Here is a 25,222-nt window from a genome sequence, read left to right on the forward strand (position 1 = left end):
CCCGCCGACCCGCTAACCCGCCAACCCGCCAACCCGCCAACCCGCCAACCCCGCCGCCCGCGCCGAGCGGCATGCGATCTCCGCAGGGCGCGTTCCAAACCTGCCCGCGGTACCCGCCGACCCGGCCAGTGCAACCCGTCTTTCCCCTCGGCCGCGCACACCGAAGGTTGTCCACGCGCGCCAACTCGCCCTCGATCAGGGAAAACACCGATCCACCGACCACGGGCAACCCCTAGGTTGCGACCTTATAAGTGGCTGATTATATTGAGTAACTTCGAGGTGCAACCAGTCTCTTAATTCGGTTGCACCTTTTTATTGCGTGCCGTAGGATTTCGCGCATCCTCTCACACCACATTGCCGGGCTCGCACCGGCGCACGAACCCACCATGGCAAGCACGACTCTTGGCGTCAAAGTCGACGACCTTCTCCGCTCGCGCCTGAAAGACGCGGCAGCGCGTCTCGAGCGCACTCCCCACTGGCTGATCAAGCAGGCGATCTTCGCGTACCTCGAGCGGATCGAGCACGGCCAGCTGCCGCCCGAACTGTCGGGCAGCAGCGGCGTGACGGAGCTCGCCGACGGCCAGACGCCGGACGGTGACGACGACAACTCGCCGCATCCGTTCCTCGAGTTCGCCCAGAACGTGCAGCCGCAATCGGTGCTGCGCGCGGCGATCACGGCCGCGTATCGCCGCCCCGAACCGGAATGCGTGCCGTTCCTGCTCGGCCAGGCGCGCCTGCCGGCGAACCTGCAGGCCGACGTGCAGACGCTCGCGACGCAGCTCGTCGAGGCGCTGCGCGAGAAGAGCTCGGGCGGCGGCGTCGAAGGGCTGATCCACGAGTTTTCGCTGTCGAGCCAGGAAGGCGTCGCGCTGATGTGTCTGGCCGAAGCGCTGTTGCGGATCCCCGATCGCGCGACCCGCGATGCGCTGATTCGCGACAAGATCAGCAAGGGCGACTGGCGTTCGCACGTCGGCCACGCGCCGTCGCTGTTCGTGAACGCGGCGACCTGGGGGCTGATGATCACCGGCAAGCTCGTGACGACCAACAGCGAAGCGGGCCTGTCGTCGGCGCTCACGCGCCTGATCGGCCGCGGCGGCGAGCCGCTGATCCGCAAGGGCGTGGACATGGCGATGCGCCTGATGGGCGAGCAGTTCGTCACCGGCGAGACGATTTCCGAGGCGCTGGCCAACAGCCGCAAGTACGAAGCGCGCGGCTTCCGCTACTCGTACGACATGCTCGGCGAAGCGGCGACGACGGAAGAGGACGCGCAGCGCTACTACGCGTCGTACGAACAGGCGATCCACGCGATCGGCAAGGCGGCCGGCGGCCGCGGCATCTACGAAGGCCCGGGCATCTCGATCAAGCTGTCGGCGCTGCACGCGCGCTACTCGCGCTCGCAGCAGGACCGCACGATGAGCGAGCTGCTGCCGCGCGTGCGTGCGCTCGCGCTGCTCGCGCGCCGCTACGACATCGGCCTGAACATCGACGCGGAAGAAGCCGACCGTCTCGAGCTGTCGCTCGACCTGCTGGAAGCGCTGTGCTTCGATCCGGAACTCGCGGGCTGGAACGGCATCGGCTTCGTCGTGCAGGGTTACCAGAAGCGTTGCCCGTTCGTGATCGACTACCTGATCGACCTCGCGCGCCGCAGCCGTCACCGCCTGATGATCCGCCTCGTCAAGGGCGCGTACTGGGACACCGAAATCAAGCGCGCGCAGGTCGACGGCCTCGAAGGCTATCCGGTCTACACGCGCAAGATCTACACGGACGTGTCGTATCTCGCGTGCGCGAAGAAACTGCTCGCGGCACCCGACGCCGTCTACCCGCAGTTCGCGACGCACAACGCATACACGCTGGCCGCGATCTATCACCTGGCGGGCCAGAACTACTACCCGGGCCAGTACGAATTCCAGTGCCTGCACGGGATGGGCGAGCCGCTGTACGAGGAAGTCACGGGCCGCGACAAGCTGAACCGTCCGTGCCGCGTGTATGCGCCGGTCGGCACGCATGAAACGCTGCTCGCGTACCTGGTGCGCCGCCTGCTGGAAAACGGCGCGAACACGTCGTTCGTGAACCGCATCGCGGATAAAACCGTGTCGGTGAAGGAACTGGTCGCCGATCCGGTCGACGAGGCGTCGAAGGTCGTGCCGCTCGGCGCGCCGCACGCGAAGATTCCGCTGCCGCGCCACCTGTATGGCGACGAGCGTCCCAACTCGATGGGCCTCGACCTGTCGAACGAACACCGTCTCGCGTCGCTGTCGTCCGCGCTGCTCGCGAGCGCGCATCATCCGTGGCGCGCGGCGCCGATGCTCGCCGACGACGCGCTCGCCGACGCCACGGCGCGCGACGTGCGCAACCCGGCCGATCAGCGCGACATCGTCGGCACGGTCAGCGAGGCGACGGCCGAACACGTGAGCGCGGCGCTCGCGCACGCAGTCGCCGCCGCACCGATCTGGCAGGCGACGCCGGTCGATGCGCGTGCCGACTGCCTGGTGCGCGCGGCCGACCTGCTCGAAGCGCAGATGCACACGCTGATGGGCCTGATCGTGCGCGAAGCCGGCAAGTCGCTGCCGAACGCGATCGCCGAAATCCGCGAAGCGGTCGACTTCCTGCGCTACTACGCGGCGCAGATCCGCGACGAATTCTCGAACGACACGCACCGTCCGCTCGGCCCCGTGGTCTGCATCAGCCCGTGGAACTTCCCGCTCGCGATCTTCATGGGGCAGGTCGCCGCCGCGCTCGCGGCCGGCAACACGGTGCTCGCGAAGCCGGCCGAGCAGACGCCGCTGATCGCGGCCCAGGCCGTGCGCCTGCTGCGCGAGGCCGGCGTGCCGGCCGGCGCGGTGCAGCTGCTGCCGGGCACCGGCGAGACCGTCGGTGCGGCGCTGGTCGCCGATCCGCGCACGCGCGCGGTGATGTTCACCGGCTCGACCGAAGTCGCGCGCCTGATCAACAAGACGCTGTCCGCGCGCCTCGACCCGGACGGCAAGCCGATTCCGCTGATCGCGGAAACGGGCGGCCAGAACGCGATGATCGTCGATTCGTCGGCGCTCGCGGAGCAGGTCGTCGCGGACGTGATGCAGTCGTCGTTCGACTCGGCCGGTCAACGGTGTTCGGCGCTGCGCGTTCTGTGTCTGCAGGACGATGTCGCGGATCGCACGCTGACGATGCTCAAGGGCGCGATGCACGAGCTGGCGCTCGGCAACCCGGACCGCTTGTCGACCGACGTCGGCCCGGTGATCGACGCCGAAGCGAAGCAGACGATCGACACGCACGTCGCGACGATGAAGGACAAGGGCCACACCGTCACGCAGCTGCCGTCGCCGGAAGCCTGCGCGCACGGCACGTTCGTGCCGCCGACGCTGATCGAGATCGGCAGCATCGACGAGCTGAAGCGCGAAGTGTTCGGCCCCGTGCTGCACGTCGTGCGCTATCGCCGCAGCCAGCTCGACAAGCTGCTCGAGCAGATCCGCGCGACGGGTTACGGCCTGACGCTCGGCATCCACACGCGGATCGACGAGACGATCGCGCACGTGATCTCGAACGCGCACGTCGGCAACATCTACGTGAACCGCAACGTGATCGGCGCGGTGGTCGGCGTGCAGCCGTTCGGCGGCGAAGGGCTGTCGGGCACGGGTCCGAAGGCCGGCGGCGCGCTGTACCTGCAGCGCCTGCTCGCGACGCGTCCGTCGGGCCTGCCGCGTTCGCTCGCGCAGACGCTGATCGCGGACGGCGCGGTCGATGGCGAACAGCGCAGCAACCCGGCGACGGCGCTGACCGCGCTGCGCGACTGGCTGATCGAGCAGCGCGAACCGGCGCTGGCCGCCCGCTGCGACGGCTACCTGGCGCAGGTGCCGGCCGGTGCGACCGCGGTGCTGACCGGCCCGACCGGCGAGCGAAACACGTATACACTCGGCCCGCGCGGCACGGTGCTGTGTGTCGCGGCAACGCCGAGCGGTGCGCGCGCGCAGTTCGCGGCGGTGCTGGCGACCGGCAACCGCGCACTGTTCGCCGGTGCCGCGGGCGAGGCGCTGGTGGCCGCGTTGCCGGCTGCGCTGAAGGCGCATGCGGCCGTGCGCAAGCAGGCCGACGCGCCGTTCGACGCGGTGCTATTCGAAGGCGACAGCGACGAGCTGCAGACGCTCGTGAAGGACGTCGCGCAGCGGCCGGGCCCGATCGTGTCGGTGCAGGGCGTGTCGGCGGGCGCGTTCGAGAACGGCGACGCGGAAGACTACGCGCTCGAGCGCCTGCTGACCGAGCGCTCGGTGAGCGTGAATACGGCCGCGGCGGGCGGCAATGCGAATTTGATGACGATCGGCTGACCATCCTTGCCGTTCGGATCAATCAAAGGAAGCGGCAAGGCGATCCCGAAGCCGCTCCATTTACCCTGGTACCAAGGAGAAGCTATGCAACACACGATGAAAAAGCTGGCAGGCGCGACGTTCGTCGCCGTCATGTCGCTGGCGGGGACGGCCCATGCGGATGACGTGAAGATCGGTTACGCAGGGCCGATGACGGGCGCCCAGGCTCACTACGGCAAGGATATGCAGAACGGGATCGCGCTCGCGCTGGAAGACTTCAACGCGACCAGCCCGAAGATCGGCGGCAAGCCGGTGAAGTTCGTGCTCGAGACGCAGGACGACCAGGCTGACCCGCGCACCGGCACGACGGTCGCGCAGAAGCTCGTCGACGACGGCATCAAGGGCATGCTCGGCCACTTCAACTCGGGCACGACGATTCCCGCTTCGCGCATCTACGCGAACGCCGGCATTCCGCAAATCGCGATGGCGACGGCGCCGGAATACACGCAGCAGGGTTACAAGACGACCTTCCGCATGATGACGTCCGACACGCAGCAGGGCTCGGTGGCGGGCACCTTCGCGTCGAAGGATCTCGGCATGAAGAAGATCGCGATCGTCGACGACCGCACGGCCTACGGCCAGGGTCTCGCCGACCAGTTCGAGAAGGCCGCGAAGGCCGGCGGCGCGACGATCGTCGACCGCGAATTCACGAACGACAAGGCGGTCGACTTCAAGGCGATCCTGACCAAGCTGAAGGCCGCGAAGCCGGACCTCGTCTACTACGGCGGCGCGGATTCGCAGGCAGCGCCGATGGTCAAGCAGATGAAGACGCTCGGCATCACCGCACCGCTGATGAGCGGCGAAATGGTGAAGACGCCGACGTTCCTGAAGATCGCGGGCAACGCGGCCGACGGCACGATCGCATCGCTGGCAGGCCTGCCGCTGGAAGAAATGCCGGGCGGCAAGACCTACGCCGACAAGTACAAGAAGCGCTTCGGCGAAGAAGTGCAGACGTACTCGCCGTACGCGTACGACGGCGCGATGGCGATGCTCAACGCGATGAAGAAGGCCGATTCGACCGATCCGGCGAAGTACCTGCCGGTGCTCGCGAAGACCGACATGGCTGGCGTCACGTCGTCGCACGTCGCGTACGACGCGAAGGGCGACCTGAAGAACGGCGGCATCACGATGTACAAGGTCGAGAAGGGCGAGTGGAAGCCGCTGAAGAGCATCGGCGGCAAGTAAGCATGGCGTGAGCGCGGGCGGGGGCGTCGCAATGCCCCGTCCCGCATCGCGTGCGAAAAAGCCATCGGGCCGTCGGGTCCGGTGGCTTTTTCTTTGGCTTCGGCGTTACTCGCGCTCGCGCCGCGTGCGCAGCAGGAACTTCTGCAGCTTGCCGGTCGGCGTGCGCGGCAGCGTTTCCGCGAACACGAATTCGCGCGGGATCTTGTACGCGGCGAGCCGCTCGCCGCAGAACGCGCGCAGCGCATCCGCATCCGGCGCGGCGCTCGCGCGCAGCACGACGTGCGCGACGACCGTCTCGCCCCATTCCGGATGCGGGACGCCGACGACGGCCGCTTCCGCGATGTCCGGATGCGCGTCGAGCACGTCCTCCACTTCTTTCGAATAGACGTTCTCGCCACCCGTCACGATCATGTCCTTCAGCCGGTCGACGATGAACAGGTAGCCATCCTGATCGATCCGCGCGATGTCGCCGGTGCGATACCAGCCGTCCGGCGCGAACGCGGCGCGCGTCGCGGCCGGGTCGTCGAGATAGCCGAGCATCATGCTGTCGGCCTTCAGCCAGATCTCGCCGGTGTCGCCCGGCAGCGCGTCGGCGCCATTGCTCCGCACGACCCGCAGGTCGACGCCGGGGCCGCCCTGGCGACCGATCGAGCCGGCCTTCGCGATCTGCTCGTCCGGATACAGCGTGGTGCCGGCCGGGCCCGTTTCCGTCATTCCGTACACCTGGAAGAACGCGTGGCTGCGATACGCATGCGCGAGCCGTTCGGCCTGCGCGGCGCCGATCGGGCCGCCGCCGTACAGCCATGCGCGCACGCTCGACAGGTCGAACGCCGCGAAGCGCTCGATCGTGTCGAGCGGCAGCGTATACGACACCGGCGCGCCGAAATACAGCGTCACGCGTTCGCGCTCGACGGCCTGCAGGAAGCGCAGCGGATGGTATTCGCGCAGCAGCACGACGGTGCCGCCTGCGTACAGCGTGCCGCCGAACCAGTTGTTCAGCGGCGACGAATGCCAGATCGGCATCGCCATCAGCGTGCGTTCGTTACGGCCGATGCCGGTCGCGAGCGCCGCCTGCATCGCTGCGAGCGTCACGGTGCGATGGCTGTGCACGCAGCCTTTCGGGCGGCCGGTCGTGCCGGACGTGTAGAGGATCTGCGCGACGTCGCCGTCGGCCGGCTCGATGCCCGCGACGCCGTCCATCGCCGCGCACATCGCGTCGAAGTTCGGCGTGCCGGCGGCGTCGCCTTCGGTGACGAGCCGCCGCACCGGATGGATCACGCGCGCCAGCACCGGCGCGAGCGCCGCGTCGAACAGGAGCACCTTGCTGCCGCTGTGCTCGAGCACGTAGTCGACTTCCGGCGCCTGCAGCTTGTGGTTGATCGGCACGAACGCGGCGCCGAGCCGCCACGCGCCGAACATCAGGTCGACGAACGCGGGCGTGTTCAGGCACATCGCGGCGACGCGGTCGCCGGCCGCGACGCCGAGTGCGCTCAGCACGGCCGCCGCGCGATGCGAGCGCTCGCGCGCGGCGGCGTACGTGATCGCCGTGTCGTCGTGGATCAGGAACGGCTTGTCGGGCGTCGCACGGGCGGCGCGGTCGAGGGCGGCGACGAGGTTCATCATGGCTCCACGCGAGGAGGACGAGCGGGCGTGTCAGGCCGGGTACGCGCGCTGCAGCAGCGCGCCGACGTCGAGCGCGTGCGGGTCGAAGCCGCCCGCGATGCGGCCCCAGTCGGGCGCGGCGAGCCGGGTGGCGACGAATGCGTCGGCGACGAACGCGGGCGCGTCGCGCCGCAGCAGGCACGCCTGCGCGACCAGCGCGAGCCGTTGCGCGAACACCCGGGCCGACGCCTCGAGCGTGTCGGCCGGCGCCGCGAGCATCGCGCGCAGCGTATCGAGCGCCGCGCGGATGCGCGGTTCGCCGGCGCCGAGGTCGGCCAGTTCGGCGAGCAGCGCCGCGGCCGCGTCGGGCTCGCGCGACACCGCGCGCAGCACGTCGAGGCACATCACGTTGCCGGAGCCTTCCCAGATCGAGTTGACCGGCGCTTCGCGGAACAGGCGCGCGATCGGCCCGTCGTCGACGTAGCCGTTGCCGCCGAACACCTCCATCACCTCGCCGGTCAGCTCGACCGCGCGCTTGCAGACCCAGAATTTCGCGGCGGGCGTGACGATCCGCTTCCACGCGCGTTCGCGCGGCGCGTCGTCGCGCTCGAACGCGTCGGCGAGGCGCATTGCGAGCACGAGCGCGGCCTCGCTTTCGAGCGCGAGGTCGGCGAGCACGGTGCGCATCAGCGGCTGCTCGGCGAGCGCGCGGCCGAACGCGTGGCGCCGGCGCGTGTACGCGATCGCCTGCACGACGCCCTGGCGCAGCATCGCGGCGCTGCCGAGCACGCAGTTCAGCCGCGTGTAGGTGGCCATCTCGATGATGGTCGGAATGCCGCGGCCTTCGTCGCCGAGCATGATCCCCCATGCGTCGTTCAGCTCGATTTCGCTGCTCGAATTGCTGCGGTTGCCGATCTTGTTCTTCAGCCGCTGGATCTCGACCGCGTTCTTCGTGCCGTCGGGCCGCCAGCGCGGCACGTAGAAGCATGACGGGCTGCCTGCTTCGGTGCGCGCGACGACCAGGTGCGCGTCGCACATCGGCGCGGAGAAGAACCACTTGTGGCCGCGCAGCCGGTATTCGCCGCCGCGCCCGCCCGCGCCGACCGGGGTCGCCAGCGTCGTGTTCGCGCGCACGTCGGAGCCGCCCTGTTTCTCCGTCATCCCCATGCCGAACCAGATCGAGCGCTTGTCGGCGACCGGCACGTCGCGCGGATCGTAGTCGTCGCTGTACAGCCTGTCGCGCAGCAGGCCCCACAGCGCGGGCTCCTTCTGCAGCACCGGAATCGCGGCCTGCGTCATCGTCGCCGGGCACAGCGTGCCGGCCTCGATCTGGCCGTGCAGGTAGAAGCCGGCCGCGGTCGCGGCCCAGCGGCCGGGGCGCGTGTCGCGGAACGCGAGCGATACGAAGCCTTCGTTGCGGTACATGCCGAGCAGCGTGTGCCAGGCCGGATGGAAGTCGACGTGGTCGATGCGCCGGCCGCGCCGGTCGAACGCGTTCAGTTCCGGCGCGTGGCGGTTCGCTTCGTCGGCGAGCTGTGCGGTGTCGGCGCTGCCGAGCCGCGCGCCGTACGCGTCGAGCCGCGGCACGGCCCAGTCGGCGCCCGCGCGGGCGAGTGCGTCGCGCAGCGCGACGTCGGTGGCGAAGAGGTTATAGTCGACCAGTTCGTCGAACTGGTTCGTGACGTCTTGGGTCGATTCGGTCATCGGGCTGTCTCCGGTCTCGTGCGTCGCGGTCTGCCGGTCAAACGCGTTTCCGCTGAATTTCAGAGTAGCAAATATGCCGCCGCGACATGTTCAGGTTCCGGCGCCGCCCGGCCAGCCGGCGGCGCAACCCGCGCCCGCGCTGCGTCGCCGGCCGCGCCAGTCGCGCGCGCAGGCCACGTCCGACGCGCTCCAGCAGGCCTTCGTTCAGCTTTTGCTCGAGCGCGGCTACGCGAAGGCGACGATTCGCGAGATCGCGGCCGTCGCGGGCGTGAGCGTCGGTACCTTCTACGAATACTTCGGCGACAAGCAGAGCCTCGCCGCGCTGTGCATCCACCGGCGCGTGCTGGCGCTGGCCGACCGGCTGCGCGATGCGGCGCACGGGCTGCGCGGCGCGCCGCGCGCCGAGCTCGCGGCCGCGCTCGCCGACCTGCAGGTCGACGCGATCGGCGCCGACGCCGCGCTGTGGAGCGCGTTTTTCGCGCTGGAGCGGCAGGTGTCGCCGCTCGCCGCGTACCGGCGGCATTACGACGCCTATGTCGCGCTGTGGCGCGACGCGCTCGCGCAGGCCGCCGATCCACCGCCGGCCGCGCGGCTCGACGGGATCGCCCGGATGGCGCATGCGGTCTGCTACGGCGGCGTCTCCCAGGCGCTGCTCACGCTCGGGCCAGCACTGGATCTCGAGGCGTTGCGCGGCGAGTTGCGGGCCGTGCTGAGCGCCTACCTGGCGGCCGCGGGCGCGTGACGCGCGGCGTGGCCGCGCGCGTCCAGGGAGATGCCCGATTCGCATGCATTGCCGGTCACTCGGCCTTGGCGTCGAGCCAAGCGTATGGCCGCTCATGAGAAAAACGCATGGCCGCCATGACGAACTTTCGGTTGTCCGCCGATATTGGCTCGGGCTAAATCATCCCCGATGAGACCGGCCGCGCGCATCGCACGGGCCGGCCCGAAGGACATCAGAAGGAGAACTCATGCGAAGCGCCACCAGGCCCCGTTCGAAACTGCCGGACGTCGGGACGACGATCTTCACGGTGATCGGCCAGCTTGCCGCACAGCACGATGCGCTGAACCTGTCGCAAGGCGCGCCGAATTTCGCGCCGGATCCGGCGCTCGTCGACGGCGTCGCGCGCGCGATGCGCGACGGCCACAACCAGTACGCGCCGATGGCCGGCCTCGCGTCGCTGCGCGAACGGCTCGCGGAGAAGACCGAGGCGCTGTACGGCACGCGCTACGACCCGGGCACCGAGATCACGGTGATCGCGAGCGCGAGCGAGGGGCTCTACGCGGCGATCAGCGCGCTCGTGCATCCGGGCGACGAAGTGATCTATTTCGAGCCGTCGTTCGACAGCTATGCGCCGATCGTGCGGATGCAGGGCGCGACGCCGGTCGCGATCAAGCTGTCGCCCGAACATTTCCGCGTGAACTGGGACGAAGTGGCCGCCGCGATCACGCCGCGCACGCGGATGATCGTCGTCAATACGCCGCACAACCCGACCGCGACCGTGTTCTCCGCCGACGATCTCGAACGGCTCGCGCAGCTCACGCGCGATACCGGCATCGTGGTGCTGTCGGACGAGGTCTACGAGCATGTCGTGTTCGACGGTGCGCAGCACCAGAGCGTCGCGCGTCACCGCGAGCTGGCCGAGCGCAGCGTGATCGTGTCGTCGTTCGGCAAGTCGTTCAACGTGACGGGCTGGCGGGTCGGGCATTGCGTCGCGCCGGCCGAACTGATGGACGAGATTCGCAAGGTGCACCAGTTCATGGTGTTTTCGGCCGATACGCCGATGCAGGTCGCGTTCGCGGAGATCCTCGCGCGGCCGGAAAGCTATCTCGGCCTGTCGGCGTTCTACCAGGCCAAGCGCGACCTGCTGGCGCGCGAGCTGGCCGGGTCGCGCTTCGAGCTGCTGCCGAGCGAAGGCTCGTTCTTCATGCTCGCGCGGTTCCGCCACTTCTCGGACGAGCGCGACAGCGACTTCGTGCTGCGCCTGATCCGCGATGCGCGCGTCGCGACGATTCCGCTGTCGGCGTTCTACACCGACGGCACCGACGCGGGCGTGATCCGCCTCAGTTTCTCGAAGGACGACGCGACGCTGATCGAGGGCGCGCGGCGGTTGCGTTCGCTGTAATCGCGGGCGCGGCCCGCACCCAAGCAGGCGACGTGTACGTCGCACCGAAAGTCACGGACGGGACCGGCGCACGTGCCGAAGCGCGGCGCCGACCGGCCAGCCAGGAGATCACGATGAAGCATGCACACACCCTCAAACTCGCGTTCGCATTCGCGTGCGCGCTCGGCTCCGGCGCGGCATCGGCCGACGGGCAAACGCTGCGTTTCGGCCTCGAGGCGCAATATCCGCCGTTCGAGTCGAAGGCGCCGAACGGCGACCTGCAGGGCTTCGACATCGACGTCGGCAATGCCGTCTGCCAGACCGCGAAGCTGTCGTGCAAGTGGGTCGAGACGTCGTTCGACGGGCTCATTCCCGCGCTGCAGGGCCGCAAGTTCGACGCGATCAACTCGGCGATGAACGCGACCGAGCAGCGGCGCCAGGCGATCGACTTCACGACGATCATCTACCGCGTGCCGACGCAGCTGATCGCGCGCACCGGCAGCGGCCTGCTGCCGACGCCGGAAGCGCTGAAGGGCAAGCGCGTCGGCGTGCTCCAGGCGTCGATCCAGGAAACCTACGCGAAGGCGCACTGGGAGCCGGCCGGCGTGTCGATCGTCGCGTACCAGGACCAGAACCAGGTGTATGCCGACCTCGTGTCGGGCCGCCTCGACGCGACGCTGGTGCTCGCGCCGGCCGGCCAGCGCGGCTTCCTGTCGCGCCCGGACGGCAAGGGCTTCGCGTTCGTCGGCCAGCCGGTGCGCGACGACCGGATTCTCGGCAGCGGGATCGCGTTCGGCCTGCGCAAGGGCGACGACGCGCTGAAGGGGAAGCTCGATGCGGCGATCGACAAGCTGAAGGCGGACGGCACGGTGAAGTCGCTCGGCCAGAAGTACTTCGGCGACATCGACATCTCCACCAAGTAAGCGGACGCGCACGATGCAGAGCCTGGAGACGGCCGCCGCGCGTGGCGGCCACGATGTAGCCGCGCCGGCGGACGACGCGCTCGAGGCGGCGCTAGTCGCCGCGCTGGGTGACACGCTGGTCACGCGGGCGGCCGAGATCGATCCGCGCTACTTCACCGCGTACAACGAGCCGGCCGGCGTGCGGCCGCGTGCGCTGGTGCGGCCGCGCAGCGTCGACGACGTGTCGCGCACGCTCGCGCTGTGCACGCGGCTCGGGCAGCCGGTCGTGCCGCAGGGCGGCCTCACCGGGCTCGCGCGCGGCGCGGTCGCGCTGGGCGGCGAGATCGTGCTGTCGATGGAGCGTTTCGCGGGCGTCGAGTCGATCGACGCGGCGGCGGGCACGATGACGGTGCGCGCCGGGACGCCGCTGCAGACGGTGCAGGAGGCAGCGGACGCGGCGGGCTTCACGTTCGGCGTCGATCTCGGCGCACGCGGTTCGTGCCAGATCGGCGGCATGCTCGCGACCAACGCGGGCGGCACGCGCGCGATCCGCTACGGCATGATGCGCGAGCAGGTGCTCGGCCTGGAAGCCGTGCTCGCCGACGGCACTGTCGTGTCGTCGATGAACCGGATGCTGAAGAACAACGCGGGCTACGACCTGAAGCAGCTGTTCATCGGCAGCGAAGGCACGCTCGGCATCGTCACGCGTGCCGTGCTGCGGCTGCATCCGAAGCTGGCCGCGCCGGCCACCGCGCTCTGTCGCGTGCGCGGCTACGATGCCGTGGTCGGGTTGTGGAACCGTCTGCGCGCACTGCCCGAGCTCGTCAGTTTCGAAGCGATGTGGCCGGCCTTCTACGACTACGTGGCGCGTCATACGCCCGGCGTCGTCGCGCCGTTCGCGGGCGACGGCGGCTTCGCGGTGCTGATCGAGTGCGCGACGAGCGCACCGGGCGGCGATGCGCGCGCGGCGCTGGAAAACGGCCTGGCGGATGCGATCGACGCGGGGCTCGTGGACGATGCGGCGCTGGCGACGTCGGAGCGGCAGGCGCGCGACTTGTGGACGCTGCGCGAGGGCCTCGCAATCGATGCGCTGCCGCATCTGGTGAACTTCGACGTGAGCCTGCCGACGGGCGAACTCGGCCTGTTCGCCGGGCGCTGCGAAGCGGCGTTGCGCGCGGCCTGGCCCGACATCGTGTGCCTGTGCTTCGGCCACGTCGGCGACGGCAACGTGCATGTCGGCGTATCGCTCGACGGCATGCGCGACGCCAACGCCGATGCGATCGATCGCTGCGTCTACACGGTCGTCCGGGACATGGGCGGCTCGGTGTCGGCGGAGCACGGCATCGGCATGCTCAAGCGCGCCTATCTCGCGCACACGCGCAGTGAAGCGGAAATCGGCCTGATGCGGCGCCTGAAGGCCGCGCTCGATCCCGTCGGCGTGCTCAACCCCGGCAAGGTGCTTTGATCGGCGCGCGCCGATGGCTGCGCGTCAGCCGTCGACCCAGCGCAGCGCGCCGATCTTCACGTGTTCGACGACGCTGCGCGCCCAGTCGAGCTCCGCGTTCAGCAGCATGAGCGCATGCTCGTTGTGCAGCAGGAACAGGCGCGGCACCTGGTCGTTCTGCGCGGCGTTGCGCAGCGACTCGAGACGTTCGCGTTCGGCTTCGAGCGCTGCGATGCGGCGCTCGAGTTGCCGGCGTGCATCGTCGGCATCGAGCAGCGGCAGGAACGCGAGGCCGGCGCCGAATGCCGGAAACTCGCGCGCGGGCTCCGCGAGCAGCGCATGCAGCCATGCCTGGCCGGCCGTATGTCCGGCTTCGGTCAGCGTGTACAGCGTGCGCTCGGGAAACGCGCCGTCGCGCTCGGTGTCGTGCACGGCGATCAACCCGTCGCGCAGCAGCCGGTCGATCGTCTGGTACAGGCTCGTGCGCTGCCGCACGTTGACGACTTCGTCGTAGCCGCGCGCCTTCAACTGCTGCAGCATTCCGTATGGATGCATCGGCGTTTCAGTGAGCGTCGCGAGGACCGCGAGTGCGAGCGGAGACGGGCGGCTTGTTGACATGAATAGTTATGTTGTGTCTAGTAAGAATATAACTAGTATCAACTAGACCATCATATTCGACAAGGGTTTCAGCCGAGGTGCGAGCGCTTTGCGGCCGGCGCGACGGTTTCCATCGTCGCGAGACCGTGCACGATTCCACAGTCCTCGACCGAATGTTCGCCGACACACTGGCGGCGCAATTCGGTGAGCTGGTCGCGCAGATGCGTCAGTTCCGCGAGGCGCGCATCGACGTGGCCGATGTGTTCGTCGAGCAGCGCGTTGATCGAATCGCATGGGTCGGCGGGCGTGTCGGTGAGCTGCAGCAGCGCGCGGATTTCGTCGTGCGCCATGTCGAGCGCGCGGCAGTTGCGGATGAAGCGCAGCCGCTCGACGTGCACGTCGGTGTAGTTGCGGTAGTTCGAATCGGTGCGCTCCGCATCCGGCATCAACCCCTCCTTCTCGTAGAAGCGGATCGTTTCGGGCGTGCAGCGGGCCGCCTTGGCCAGTTCGCCGATCTTCATGGCTTTCTCCTTTGCAAGGGTTGACCTTGTAGTGGCTTCAGGGTGTTAACTGTACTCCGTCAAGCCATAGAGGAGGTTGTCATGACCGACGCGCAGCGTACCCACGACCCACGACACCGTCATGCCGGCGGCGCCGAGACCTGCTGCGCCGATGCGCGCGACCCGCAGGCGGCGACCGTTGGCGACGCGGCGTCGGCGGCCGGCGAGCACGCGCACGCGCACGGCGACGCGGCGGCGCGCGACGGGCAGTCGCGTGGATGCGGCCACGACCATGACCACGATCAGGCATCGGCGCACCTCGCCGGGCACGACCACTGTGACCGTGCCGGCCACGCGCACGGCGACGGGCATGGCGATGCGCATGGCCACGCGCACGACGACGGGCACGGGCACGGCGCGGCGTGCTCGCACGACCATGCGGCACACGGCCATGCCACGCATGACCATGCTGATCACGATCACGATCACGATCACGATCACGATCACGACCACGACCACGACCACGCGGCCGGTGCCTGCTGCGCGCCCGCCGCGCTGACGCTCGCACCGCTGCCGGCCGCGCGCGCGACCGCGTCGGGTCATGTGCGCTCCGCGTTCCGGATCATGCAGATGGACTGCCCGACCGAGGAAACGCTGATCCGCAAGAAGCTCGGCGGGATGCAGCAGGTGTCGGCGCTCGAATTCAACCTGATGCAGCGGATGCTGACCGTCGACCACGTGGCCGGTGCGCAGCCTGCGATCGAAAGCGCGATCCGTACGCTCGGGATGACGCCGGAGGCCGCGTCGGCCGACGCGCCGGCAACGCCGGTCGCGCCGCCGCCCGCGAAGCCGTGGTGGCCGCTCGCGGTCGCCGGCGTCGCCGCGATCGCGTCCGAGGCCGTGAGCTGGGCCGGCCTGCCGGTGTGGCTGTCGGCGGTGCTGGCGCTCGCGGCCGTGCTCACGTGCGGGCTGACCACCTACAAGAAAGGCTGGATCGCGGTTCGCAACGGCAACCTGAACATCAACGCGCTGATGAGCATCGCGGTGACGGGCGCGATGGCGATCGGCCAGTGGCCGGAAGCCGCGATGGTGATGGTGCTGTTCACGATCGCCGAGCTGATCGAGGCGAAGTCGCTCGATCGCGCGCGCAATGCGATCCAGGGCCTGATGCAGCTCGCACCGGACACCGCGACCGTGCAGGACATCGACGGCACGTGGCGCACGATCGAGGCCGCGCGGGTCGCGCTCGGCGCGATCGTGCGCGTGAAGCCGGGCGAGCGGATCGGGCTGGACGGCGAAGTGGTCGCGGGCCGCTCGACGGTGAACCAGGCGCCGATCACCGGCGAGAGCCTGCCGGTCGACAAGACGGCAGGCGATGCGGTGTACGCGGGCACGATCAACGAAGCGGGTTCGTTCGACTATCGCGTGACGGCGGTTGCCGCCAACTCGACGCTCGCGCGGATCATCCACGCGGTCGAGGAAGCGCAGGGCGCGAAGGCGCCGACGCAGCGCTTCGTCGACCGGTTCGCACGCGTCTATACGCCGATCGTGTTCGCGGTCGCGCTGCTGGTCGCGGTGGCGCCGCCGCTCGTCATGGGCGGCGCGTGGCACGACTGGATCTACCGCGCGCTGGTGCTGCTCGTGATCGCGTGCCCGTGCGCGCTGGTGATCTCGACGCCGGTGACGATCGTGTCGGGGCTCGCGGCCGCGGCGCGGCGCGGGATTCTCGTGAAGGGCGGCGTGTATCTGGAAGAAGGCCGCAAGCTCGCGTGGCTCGCGCTCGACAAGACCGGCACGATCACGCACGGCAAGCCGGTGCAGACCGATTTCGACCTGCATGCGACGGACGTCGACGCGGCGCGCGTGCGTCATCTCGGCGCGAGCCTCGCGGCGCGCTCCGATCATCCGGTGTCGCAGGCGATCGCCGCGGCGGCGCGCGACGCGCAGACGGCAGCATTCTCCGATGTTGAGGAATTCGAAGCAATCGTCGGGCGTGGCGTGCGCGGCACGATCGACGGCGCGCGCTACTGGCTCGGCAACCACCGGCTCGTCGAGGAGCTCGAACGCTGCTCGCCGGCGCTGGAGGCGAAGCTCGACGCACTCGAGCGGCAGGGCAAGAGCGTCGTGATGCTGGTCGACGACACGCGCGTGCTCGGCATCTTCGCGGTGGCCGACACGATCAAGGACACCAGCCGCGCGGCGATCGCCGACCTGCACGCGCTCGGCATCCGCACCGCGATGCTGACCGGCGATAACCCGCACACCGCGCAGGCAATCGCGCAGCAGGCCGGCATCGACGATGCGCGCGGCAACCAGTTGCCCGAGGACAAGCTCGCGGCGGTCGAGGAATTGTCGGCGGGCGGCGCGGGCGCGGTCGGGATGGTCGGCGACGGGATCAACGACGCGCCGGCGCTCGCGCGCGCCGACATCGGCTTCGCGATGGGCGCGATGGGCACCGACACGGCGATCGAGACGGCCGACGTCGCGCTGATGGACGACGACCTGCGCAAGATTCCCGCGTTCGTGCGGCTGTCGCGCGCGACGCACCGCGTGCTGGTGCAGAACATCGGCTTCGCGCTCGGCGTGAAGATCGTGTTCCTCGGCCTGACGGTCGCCGGGCTCGGCACGATGTGGATGGCCGTGTTCGCCGATGCGGGTGCGAGCCTGATCGTCGTCGGCAACGGCTTGCGGCTGCTGTCGAAGACGGGCGTGTTCGACAGCGCGCGGACGCAGTGACGAGGAGCGGGCGATGAGCTTTCTGAAACGGATCCTGGGCGGCCAGGGAGGCGGTCATGGCGGTGGGCATGGAAGCGGCCACGGTAGCGGCGGGCATCACGGCGGACCGGGCCGGGAAGGTCATGGCGGCCACGATGCGCGCGGCCGCGATCGTCACGGCTGGGGCTGGCAGCTGTCGGCCGACGCGCAGGGCGGCACGGGCAGCAACGTGCCGCTGCGTCAGCTCGCCTGTGCGGGCTGCGGCGCCATCAACGCGGCGGATGCGCGATTCTGCGCGCAGTGCGGTGTAGCGCAGCGGGGCAAGGCGTGCAGCCGCTGCCACGCGGCGCTGGCCGCCGACGCGCGCTTCTGTCCGGGCTGCGGCACGCAGGCCGGGTAAGGCTCGATCGTCGGCCTCGATGCCGGCGTGACGGCCGATCTCCAAGGGCGGCGTGGCGCCTGCAACGGGCGCCGCCGGGCCACGGCGTGCGGGCTCGCTCCGAGCCCCGAGCCCCGAGCCCCGAGCCCCGAGCCCCGAGCCCCGAACCCGGGACCTGCCGCTCAACGCAGCGGCAAATGAATCTCGGTGCGCAGGTCTGCCGGCGCCGCATCCATCGGCGTATTCAGATACAGCTCGAACGGCGGCGCATCGGCGGCATCGCGGCCCGAGTGACGCAGCCAGTCGCCGTACAGCCACTGGTAAGCGGTCTTGAGGTCCGCATACGGCCCGGTATGCAGCAGCACCGCATACTCGCCGCCCGCGATCGTGATGCGCTCGACCGGCGGCGTCGGCTCGACGTCCGGCGCGCCGCCGGCCGGCACGAAGCACGCTTTCGCTCGCAATTGCGCTTCGGGCGTGGTGTCCGGATCGTCGTAGAAGATCCCGATCATCTTTGCGCCGGGGCCGATCAACCCGTGCTGCCCGACCCACGCGCCAATCTGCCCGAACGCGTCGCCGACCTTCAGGTAAGCGCCCGTATGCGCCACCGCGTAACCGCGCAGTTCCGGCTGCCGCCGGATCTCGACTTCATGCTTGAACATGTCCTCCTCTCCTCGCTGTAACGGATAGATCGGCCGGTGAACCCCGGCGCGCCGGTGCTGCGCGGGCGGCACGCCGTAAGCATCCCGAAATGCGCGTGCGAACGCGTGCGTCGAACCGTAGCCGGCGCGCCGGGCGATCGCGTCGAGCGGCAGCGCCGTGCAGACGAGGTCCTCCGATGCGCGCACGATCCGCATCCGCCGCACCGTCAGCACGATCGACTCGCCGTACAGCGCGCGATAGACGCGCTGCCAGTGATATGGCGACAGGCACGCGATGTCGGCGAGCCGGTTCAGGTCGAGCGTGTCGTCGAGGTGCGTGCGGATGTGGTCGTGAACGCGCGCGATGCGTGCTGCATAGCGGGTCCACGCGGGCGTTTCGGCTTTCGTGTCGACGGTCATGCGTGCGTCCCCCGGCAGGAATCGACGTCACGGTAGCACGCCGCCGATTGATAAATCTTGCGGAGATGCGTAGGCCAACAAAATCTGCCCCTTTTTAATTTCGCCGAAATGGGGTCTCGTCCCCGTCGAGATGTGTCTAAAGTTAAAGACGGTGAAATCGGGTGATCGCGTCATTTTTCTCGGGTAAGTTGCTTGGGGCGGCAACGCACGGTTTTCGAAGTACGCAGGTAGTTCGTCGATGTTCAATCGCAACGCCACGTTTTTCGGGAGAAGAAGAAATGGATGCTTCCAGCTTCATCACGTCGCTGCAGACCACGCTAGGCGGATACCTGCCGAAGATTGCCGGCGCGATCGGCATCCTGGTGATCGGCTGGCTGATCGCCGTCGCGGTGCGGGCCGGCGCGCTCCGGCTGCTCAACGCGCTGAAGGTCGATCAGCGGATCAACGAAAGCACCGGCCAGGGCGCGCGCGTCGAGCGGATCATCGCCGGCGGGCTGTTCTGGCTCGTGCTGCTCGTCACCGCGGTGGGCATCTTCAACGTGCTCAACCTGTACGCGGTGTCCAATCCGTTCTCGCTGCTCGTCACCCACATCGTCAACTACCTGCCGAACCTGATCGGCGGCGCGGCGCTGACGCTGATCGCGTGGCTGATCGCGTCGCTCTTGCGCAGCCTCGCGAACCGTGCACTGAAGGCGAGCAAGGTCGACGACAAGCTGTCCGAAAGCGCGGGCATGCAGCCGATGAGCGGCTATCTCGGCGACGTGCTGTTCTGGCTCGTGATCCTGATGTTCCTGCCGGCGATTCTCGCGTCGTTCGCGCTGTCCGGCCTGCTGTCGCCGGTGCAGGGGATGGTCGACAGGCTGCTCGCGATCGTGCCGAACCTGTTCGCGGCCGCGGTGATCGGCTTCGTCGGCTGGGTCGTCGCGCGCGTGCTGCGCGGCCTCGTGACGAACCTGCTGGTTGCCGCAGGCGCCGATCGCCTCACGCAGGGCCTCGACAGCCCGACGCCGGTGCGCGTGTCGAGCCTGATCGGCACCATCGTCTACGTGTTCGTGTTCGTGCCGACGCTGATCTCCGCGCTCGACGCGCTGAAGATCGACGCGATCTCGATTCCCGCCACCAACATGCTGAACCAGTTCCTCGGCGCGGTGCCCGACATCGTCGCGGCGATCGTGATCGTGCTCGTCACGTTCTATTTCGCGCGCTTCGTCGCGTCGCTCGCGCAGAAGCTGCTGGAAGCCGCCGGCGCCGACGGGCTGCCGGCCGTGCTCGGCGTCGAGCGCGTGTTCTCGGGGATCCTGCAGCCGTCGGTGCTGGTCGCGCGGCTGATCGTGTTCTTCGCGATGCTGTTCGCGTCGGTGGAGGCCGCGAACCGGCTCGGCTTCACGCAGGTGCGCGACGTCGTCACGCTGTTCATCGAATTCGGCGGCCATGTGCTGACGGGCGGCGTGATCCTCGTGATCGGCGTGTGGCTCGCGGGCCTCGCGCGCCGCGTGATCGAGCAGGCCGACCGCGAGCACAGCGTGCTGTTCGCACGGATCGCGCAGTTCGCGATCCTCGGCCTGGTGTTCGCGATGGGGCTGCGCGCGATGGGCATCGCGAACGAGATCGTGCAGCTCGCGTTCGGCCTCGTGCTCGGCGCGATCGCGGTGGCGGTCGCGCTGTCGTTCGGCCTCGGCGGCCGCGAGGCGGCCGGCAAGCTGCTCGACCGCTGGTTCAACCAGCGCGGCGGCGGTCAGTAACGCTGGTGACGCGTCGGCCGTCCGGCCGCTTCGCGCGGCCGGACGGTGTGTGTATGACGCTCGTGGAGAGCCGCCCACCGCCCACCGTTGCCGTCAGCGAAACGTCAGCCGTCATCTTTGCCGAATTTCGATAACACGTCGTTTAATGACTCTCTAGCATCGATTCTCAGTCGCGCGGGCCCGCAGGCCGGCGCCTTTCAGGAGAATCCGATGAAAGCAGAGTCGAATGGCCGGCCCGCCGCCGGCGCCAAGTCGTCCGGCCAGCCCGCGCTGCAGCAGACGCTCGGGACCTGGCAACTGTGGGGCATCGCGGTCGGCCTCGTGATTTCAGGCGAATACTTCGGCTGGAGCTACGGCTGGGCGAGCGCCGGCACGCTGGGCTTCGTCGTCACCGCGCTGTTCGTCGCGGCGATGTACACCACCTTCATCTTCAGCTTCACCGAGCTGACGACGTCGATCCCGCACGCGGGCGGCCCGTTCGCGTATGCGCGCCGCGCGTTCGGCCCGGCCGGCGGCTATCTCGCCGGCGCCGCGACGCTCGTCGAGTTCGTGTTCGCGCCGCCCGCGATCGCGCTCGCGATCGGCGCGTACCTGCACGTGCAGTTTCCGGGGCTCGAACCGAAACACGCGGCGATGGGCGCGTATCTCGTGTTCATGGCGCTGAACATCGTCGGCGTTCAGATCGCCGCGACGTTCGAGCTGGTCGTCACGCTGTTCGCGATCTTCGAGCTGCTGGTGTTCATGGGCGTCGTGTCGCCGGGCTTCGCGTGGAGCAACTTCATGAAGGGCGGCTGGTCGGGCGCCGATCATTTCAGCGTCGGCGCATTCCACGGCATGTTCGCCGCGATCCCGTTCGCGATCTGGTTCTTCCTCGCGATCGAAGGCGTCGCGATGGCCGCCGAGGAGGCGAAGAACCCGAAGCGCTCGATCCCGATCGCGTACGTGGCCGGCATCCTGACGCTCGTCACGCTCGCGATCGGCGTGATGGTGTTCGCCGGCGGCGCGGGCGACTGGACCAAGCTCGCGAACATCAACGACCCGCTGCCGCAGGCGATGAAGTACATCGTGGGTGCGAACAGCGGCTGGATGCACATGCTCGTGTGGCTCGGGCTGTTCGGGCTCGTCGCGTCGTTCCACGGGATCATCCTCGGCTATTCGCGCCAGATCTTCGCGCTGGCCCGCGAAGGTTATCTGCCGGAATGGCTCGGCAAGGTGCATCCGCGCTTCAAGACACCGCATCGCGCGATTCTCGCGGGCGGCGTGGTCGGCATCGCCGCGATCTACAGCGACGAGCTGATCCAGTTCGGCGGCCAGACGCTCACCGCGAACATCGTGACGATGTCGGTGTTCGGCGCGATCGTGATGTATATCGTAAGCATGGCGGCGCTGTTCAAGCTGCGCCGCTCGCAGCCGAACCTGGAGCGACCGTTCCGCGCGCCGCTGTACCCGTTCTTCCCGGCGTTCGCGATCGTTGCAGCCCTGATTTGCCTTGCGACGATGGTGTACTTCAACGGGCTGGTGGCGATGGTGTTCATCGCGTTCCTCGCGCTCGGCTACGCGTACTTCCTCGCGACCCGTTCGCAGCGTGCGAGCGCACCGGGCGACGCGCTGCTCGAGGAATGAGGATGGCCGACCCGAACGGCCGTTCGTGACGGCATGCGGCGCGCCCCGTCGAACGGGCGCGCCGTCGGCGTCAGGCGAGGCAAGGACTGGCAAGGAGATTCGAACGATGTCCTACACGGAGACGATCGGTCCGCGCACGTACCGTTTCGCGGACCTGAAGACGCTGCTCGCGAAGGCGAGCCCGCTGCGCTCGGGCGACCAGCTCGCCGGCGTCGCGGCGGCGAGCGAGGAGGAGCGCGTGGCCGCGAAGATCGCGCTCGCGGGCGTGCCGCTGAAGGCGTTCCTGAACGAAGCGCTGATTCCGTACGAACACGACGAGGTCACGCGCCTGATCCTCGACGATCACGACGCGGCCGCGTTCGCGGAGATCTCGCACCTCACCGTCGGCGACTTCCGCAACTGGCTGCTGTCGCCCGCGGCCGACGGCGCCGCGCTCGAGCGGATCGCGCCGGGCCTCACGCCCGAGATGGTCGCGGCCGTGTCGAAGCTGATGCGCAACCAGGACCTGATCGCGGCCGCGCGCAAGCGCCGCGTCGTCACGCGCTTTCGCAACACGGTCGGGCTGGCCGGCCGGATGTCGGTGCGGCTGCAGCCGAACCATCCGACCGACGACGTGAAGGGCATTGCCGCGTCGATGCTCGACGGGCTGATGTACGGCTGCGGCGACGCGATGATCGGCATCAACCCGGCGACCGATAGCCTCGCGGCGATCGTGAAGCTGCTCGCGATGATCGACGGATTCCGCGAACGCTACGGCGTGCCGACGCAGTCGTGCGTGCTCACGCACGTGACCAACACGATCGCGGCGATCGAGAAGGGCGCGCCGGTCGACCTGGTGTTCCAGTCGATCGCGGGCACCGAGAAGGCGAACGCGAGCTTCGGGATCTCGCTCGCGCTGCTCGGCGAGGCGCGCGAGGCCGCGTTGTCGCTCAAGCGCGGCACCGTCGGCAACAACCTGATGTACTTCGAGACGGGGCAAGGCAGCGCGCTGTCGGCGAACGCGCACTTCGGCGTCGACCAGCAGACCTGCGAGGTGCGCGCGTATGCGGTCGCGCGCAAGTTCGATCCGTTCCTCGTGAACACGGTGGTCGGCTTCATCGGGCCCGAATACCTGTACGACGGCAAGCAGATCATCCGCGCGGGGCTCGAGGATCATTTCTGCGGCAAGCTGCTCGGCGTGCCGATGGGCTGCGACATCTGCTACACGAATCACGCGGAAGCCGACCAGGACGACATGGACACGCTGCTGACGCTGCTGGGCGCGGCCGGCATCAACTTCATCATGGGCATCCCGGGCGCGGACGACGTGATGCTGAACTATCAAAGCACGTCGTTTCACGACCAGCTCTACGTGCGCGAGGTGCTCGGCCTGCGCCGCGCGCCCGAGTTCGAGGAATGGCTGGAGACGATGGAGATCGCCGACGCGCACGGCGCGCTGCGTGCCGCGAGCGCGCGCGTGCCGCTGCTCGCGGGCGCGAACGACTGGATGGGGATTTCGGCATGAGCGACGCCGTCGAAAAGAACCCGTGGGCGCAGCTGAAGTCGTTCACGAACGCGCGGATCGCGCTCGGCCGCGCGGGCAGCAGCCTGCCGACCGCGCCGCTGCTCGCGTTCAACCTGTCGCACGCGCAGGCGCGCGACGCGGTGCACCAGCCGCTCGACGCGGACGCGCTGCGCCGCGAGATCGACGCGGCCGGCTTCGCGACGCTCGGCGTGCAGAGCGCGGCGCCCGACCGCCAGCATTACCTGCGCCGGCCCGATCTCGGCCGCAAGCTGTCCGATGACGGACGCGCGCTGCTGGCCGGCTACGGCGCGGCGCTCGACGACGCGCCGGAGGTGGTGTTCGTGGTCGGCGACGGGCTGTCGGCGTTCGCGGCCGCGAAGCAGGCGCTGCCGCTGCTGCAGGCCGTGTGCCCGCGGCTCGAAGCGGACGGCTGGCGGATCGGCCCGGTGGTGGTCGCGACGCAGGCGCGCGTCGCGCTCGGCGACGAGATCGGCGAACTGCTGCGCGCGCAGGTCGTCGCGATGCTGATCGGCGAACGGCCGGGGCTCAGCTCGCCGGACAGCCTCGGCGTGTACCTGACCTGGGCGCCGAAGGTCGGCTGTCACGACGCACTGCGCAACTGCATCTCGAACGTGCGGCCCGAAGGGCTGCCGCATGCCGCGGCCGCGCACAAGCTGCATTACCTGATGACGCACGCGCGCCGGCTCGGCCTCACGGGCGTCGGGTTGAAGGACGACAGCGATGCGCTGTTGCCGCAGGCGGAAGCGGAGCGGATCGGCGCGGATTGATTCGGATCGACCCGGATTGGTGAGGATCGATGGCGCGACCGCGCCGTCCGTCTACTTGTCTACTTGAACAGCCGCTCGCACAGGAAGTCGACGAACACGCGCAGCTTCGGCGACAGCTGCCGGCTCGACGGCCACACGATCGAGAACTGCCCCGGCGCGATCCGGTAGTCGTCGAGCACCGTGACGAGCGCGCCCGTGTCCAGCGCGTCGCGCGCGAGGAAATCGGGCATGTAGCCGATGCCGAGCCCCGCCATCACCGCGCCGCGCAGCGCTTCCATGTTGTTGCAGGTCATCGCGGTGCGCAGCTTCAGCGGCGTGCCGTCGTCGGCGGCGGGCGCCCAGTCCTGCAGCTTGCCGGTGGTCGGGAAACAGTAGCGCACGCAATCGTGCGCTTCGAGATCGCGCGGCGCCCGCGGCGTGCCGGCCTGCGCGAGATACGCGGGCGTTGCGCACAGCACGAACGCGAACGGGCCGAGCCGCCGCGACATCAGGCTCGAATCCGACAGCGGGCCGCTGCGGATCACCGCGTCGAAGCCGCCTTCGACGACATCGACCATCCGGTCGTTGAAATCCAGGTCGAGCTCGACGTCCGGATAGCGCTGCCTGAATTCGGGTAGCACCGGCAGCAGGAACCGGTAGCCGATCACCGGCAGGCTCACGCGCAGCTTGCCGCGCGGGCGCTGCGCGGCGGCCGTCACGGTCGCCTCCGCATCGCGAAAATCCTCGAGGATCCGCTGGCAGCGTTCGTAGAAATGGCGCCCTTCGTCGGTCAGCGTGACGCGCCGCGTCGTGCGGTTGAACAGGCGCACGCCGAGCGACTGCTCGAGCCGCGCGATCGTTTTGCCGACGGCGGACGCCGAGATGCCGAGCGCGCGGCCGGCCGCGACGAAGCTGAGCGCTTCGGCGGTGCGGACGAAGGCGGCGATGCCGTTCAGGTTTTCCATCGACGTAGGCGGGCGAGCGGATGCGATGCGGTGAATTGAGGAATTTTAGTCCGTTATATACGGAGCAACGCA

At 69.1% G+C, this 25,222-nt stretch carries 19 protein-coding genes; 12 read left to right on the top strand and 7 right to left on the bottom strand.

The window, feature by feature from the left end; translation table 11 throughout:
- Window positions 1-386 precede the first annotated feature (386 nt).
- Window positions 387-4,319 (top strand): trifunctional transcriptional regulator/proline dehydrogenase/L-glutamate gamma-semialdehyde dehydrogenase, encoded by a 3,933-nt coding sequence (gene putA, locus DID99_RS18900; protein ID WP_124667284.1) that lies wholly within the window; start codon window positions 387-389, stop codon window positions 4,317-4,319.
- 84 nt (window positions 4,320-4,403) lie between these two features.
- Entirely contained in the window at window positions 4,404-5,543 is a 1,140-nt protein-coding gene (locus DID99_RS18905; RefSeq protein ID WP_124486827.1) for a branched-chain amino acid ABC transporter substrate-binding protein, read from the top strand.
- A gap of 105 nt (window positions 5,544-5,648) precedes the next feature.
- Here DID99_RS18905 and DID99_RS18910 read toward each other — a convergent pair whose 3' ends face one another.
- Window positions 5,649-7,163, bottom strand: coding sequence for a class I adenylate-forming enzyme family protein (locus DID99_RS18910; RefSeq protein ID WP_124667285.1), 1,515 nt, complete (start codon window positions 7,161-7,163; stop codon window positions 5,649-5,651).
- A 33-nt stretch (window positions 7,164-7,196) separates the two neighbouring features.
- Entirely contained in the window at window positions 7,197-8,849 is a 1,653-nt protein-coding gene (locus tag DID99_RS18915) for an acyl-CoA dehydrogenase family protein (RefSeq protein WP_124667286.1), read from the bottom strand.
- Window positions 8,850-8,922: 73 nt separating this feature from the next.
- On the opposite strand from DID99_RS18915, the gene DID99_RS18920 reads away from it, so the two are divergent.
- The 4 genes from DID99_RS18920 (at window position 8,923) to DID99_RS18935 (ending at window position 13,318) form a co-directional block, all read left to right on the top strand.
- The gene (locus tag DID99_RS18920; RefSeq protein WP_124667287.1) at window positions 8,923-9,591 is read left to right on the top strand and encodes a TetR/AcrR family transcriptional regulator; all 669 of its coding nucleotides are present in this window, start codon (window positions 8,923-8,925) and stop codon (window positions 9,589-9,591) included.
- A 226-nt stretch (window positions 9,592-9,817) separates the two neighbouring features.
- Entirely contained in the window at window positions 9,818-10,972 is a 1,155-nt protein-coding gene (locus DID99_RS18925) for a pyridoxal phosphate-dependent aminotransferase (RefSeq protein WP_124667288.1), read from the top strand.
- A 113-nt stretch (window positions 10,973-11,085) separates the two neighbouring features.
- Entirely contained in the window at window positions 11,086-11,874 is a 789-nt protein-coding gene (locus DID99_RS18930) for an ABC transporter substrate-binding protein (protein ID WP_044849065.1), read from the top strand.
- A gap of 13 nt (window positions 11,875-11,887) precedes the next feature.
- Complete coding sequence (locus DID99_RS18935; RefSeq protein ID WP_124667289.1) at window positions 11,888-13,318, top strand: FAD-binding oxidoreductase; 1,431 nt, start codon at window positions 11,888-11,890, stop codon at window positions 13,316-13,318.
- 24 nt (window positions 13,319-13,342) lie between these two features.
- On the opposite strand, the gene DID99_RS18940 is transcribed toward DID99_RS18935, so the two are convergent.
- From DID99_RS18940 to DID99_RS37880, 3 genes are all read right to left on the bottom strand, one after another.
- On the bottom strand, window positions 13,343-13,915 hold the full coding sequence (locus DID99_RS18940; RefSeq protein ID WP_124520454.1) for a PadR family transcriptional regulator: 573 nt from the start codon (window positions 13,913-13,915) through the stop codon (window positions 13,343-13,345).
- A gap of 68 nt (window positions 13,916-13,983) precedes the next feature.
- Window positions 13,984-14,415 (bottom strand): Cd(II)/Pb(II)-responsive transcriptional regulator, encoded by a 432-nt coding sequence (gene cadR / locus DID99_RS18945; RefSeq protein ID WP_014895515.1) that lies wholly within the window; start codon window positions 14,413-14,415, stop codon window positions 13,984-13,986.
- Window positions 14,416-14,460: 45 nt separating this feature from the next.
- Complete coding sequence (locus tag DID99_RS37880; protein ID WP_260444612.1) at window positions 14,461-14,919, bottom strand: hypothetical protein; 459 nt, start codon at window positions 14,917-14,919, stop codon at window positions 14,461-14,463.
- A gap of 105 nt (window positions 14,920-15,024) precedes the next feature.
- On the opposite strand from DID99_RS37880, the gene DID99_RS18950 reads away from it, so the two are divergent.
- Both DID99_RS18950 and DID99_RS18955 read left to right on the top strand, forming a co-directional pair.
- Window positions 15,025-17,130 (top strand): heavy metal translocating P-type ATPase, encoded by a 2,106-nt coding sequence (locus tag DID99_RS18950; RefSeq protein ID WP_260444614.1) that lies wholly within the window; start codon window positions 15,025-15,027, stop codon window positions 17,128-17,130.
- 13 nt (window positions 17,131-17,143) lie between these two features.
- Window positions 17,144-17,509 carry a zinc ribbon domain-containing protein gene (locus tag DID99_RS18955; RefSeq protein WP_124571367.1) on the top strand — a complete coding sequence of 122 codons (366 nt, stop codon included), beginning with the start codon at window positions 17,144-17,146 and terminating at the stop codon, window positions 17,507-17,509.
- Window positions 17,510-17,670: 161 nt separating this feature from the next.
- On the opposite strand, the gene DID99_RS18960 is transcribed toward DID99_RS18955, so the two are convergent.
- Complete coding sequence (locus DID99_RS18960) at window positions 17,671-18,549, bottom strand: GyrI-like domain-containing protein (RefSeq protein WP_124571368.1); 879 nt, start codon at window positions 18,547-18,549, stop codon at window positions 17,671-17,673.
- Window positions 18,550-18,827: 278 nt separating this feature from the next.
- Here DID99_RS18960 and DID99_RS18965 point away from each other — a divergent pair, with 278 nt between their 5' ends.
- The 4 genes from DID99_RS18965 to eutC all read left to right on the top strand — a co-directional run bounded on the left by DID99_RS18965 (window position 18,828) and on the right by eutC (window position 24,206).
- Window positions 18,828-20,291, top strand: coding sequence for a mechanosensitive ion channel (locus DID99_RS18965; RefSeq protein WP_124486837.1), 1,464 nt, complete (start codon window positions 18,828-18,830; stop codon window positions 20,289-20,291).
- A 210-nt stretch (window positions 20,292-20,501) separates the two neighbouring features.
- Window positions 20,502-21,914 carry an ethanolamine permease gene (gene eat / locus DID99_RS18975; RefSeq protein ID WP_124486838.1) on the top strand — a complete coding sequence of 471 codons (1,413 nt, stop codon included), beginning with the start codon at window positions 20,502-20,504 and terminating at the stop codon, window positions 21,912-21,914.
- A gap of 106 nt (window positions 21,915-22,020) precedes the next feature.
- Window positions 22,021-23,418, top strand: a complete 1,398-nt coding sequence (locus DID99_RS18980) for an ethanolamine ammonia-lyase subunit EutB (RefSeq protein WP_044848390.1) — start codon at window positions 22,021-22,023, stop codon at window positions 23,416-23,418.
- Window positions 23,415-24,206 carry an ethanolamine ammonia-lyase subunit EutC gene (eutC, locus tag DID99_RS18985; RefSeq protein WP_044848389.1) on the top strand — a complete coding sequence of 264 codons (792 nt, stop codon included), beginning with the start codon at window positions 23,415-23,417 and terminating at the stop codon, window positions 24,204-24,206. The genes DID99_RS18980 and eutC overlap by 4 nt, the downstream gene beginning before the upstream one ends.
- A 59-nt stretch (window positions 24,207-24,265) precedes the next feature.
- Here eutC and DID99_RS18990 read toward each other — a convergent pair whose 3' ends face one another.
- Complete coding sequence (locus DID99_RS18990) at window positions 24,266-25,150, bottom strand: LysR family transcriptional regulator (RefSeq protein ID WP_124667291.1); 885 nt, start codon at window positions 25,148-25,150, stop codon at window positions 24,266-24,268.
- Window positions 25,151-25,222 lie beyond the last annotated feature (72 nt).

Source organism: Burkholderia sp. Bp8986 (assembly GCF_003854225.1).
Classification (GTDB): domain Bacteria; phylum Pseudomonadota; class Gammaproteobacteria; order Burkholderiales; family Burkholderiaceae; genus Burkholderia.